1 rRNA gene is annotated in these 873 nt (G+C 55.3%); it reads left to right on the top strand.

From position 1 onward, the window contains the following. Positions 1-873: ribosomal RNA gene (locus tag NDO75_RS27670) — 23S ribosomal RNA — on the top strand; the annotation flags it as partial.

Genomic DNA, 873 nt, shown 5'->3' with positions numbered 1-873 from the left:
TCTCCGAATGGGAATCCCCACCGCAATTGCTTCGCGCAATGGGGAACGTCGAGAATTGAAACATCTTAGTATCGACAGGAAAAGAAAGCAAACGCGATGTCGTTAGTAATGGCGAATGAACGCGACGCAGTCCAAACCGAAGCCTTCACGGGCAATGTGGTGTTCGGACTGACGATCACTCTCCGAACCGCAACACGAAGTCTCTTGGAACAGAGCACGAAACAGGGTGACAGTCCCGTACTGTTGTGAAGTAAGAGACGAGTCAGCTCCAGAGTAGCGGGGGTTGGATATCCCTCGTGAATCTCGCGGGCATCGACCGCGAAGACTAAACACTCCTCAAGACCGATAGCGAACAAGTAGCGTGAGCGAACGCTGAAAAGCACCCCACGAAGGGAGGTGCAATAGGGCGTGAAATCAGTTGGCGATGGAGCGACAGGGCATAGAAGGTCCCGGACAAAACGAACCAGGCGCGAGCCTCAAGTAGGAAGTTTGGGAAGCCGGTGTTCTGTCGTACGTTTTGAAAAACGAACCAGGGAGTGTGCCTGTTTGACGAGTCTAACCGGATCATCCGGGAAGGCGTAGGGAAACCGACATGGCCGCAGTGCTTTGCACGAGGGCCGCCGTGTTCAAGCGCGGGGAGTCAAACGGGCACGACCCGAAACCGGACGATCTACGCAAGGGCAAGGTGAAGCGTGCCGAAAGGCACGTGGAGGCCTGTTAGAGTTGGTGTCCTACAATACCCTCTTGTGACCTTTGTGTAGGGGTGAAAGGCCCATCGAGTCCGGAAACAGCTGGTTCCAACCGAAACATGTCGAAGCATGACCTCTGCCGAGGTAGTTCGTGGGGTAGAGCGACGGATTGGGGGACCGCACT

It is taken from the genome of Natrinema sp. 1APR25-10V2, from assembly GCF_031626495.1.
Taxonomy (GTDB): Archaea; Halobacteriota; Halobacteria; order Halobacteriales; family Natrialbaceae; genus Natrinema.
This window is presented reverse-complemented; position numbering and strand designations above follow the sequence as displayed.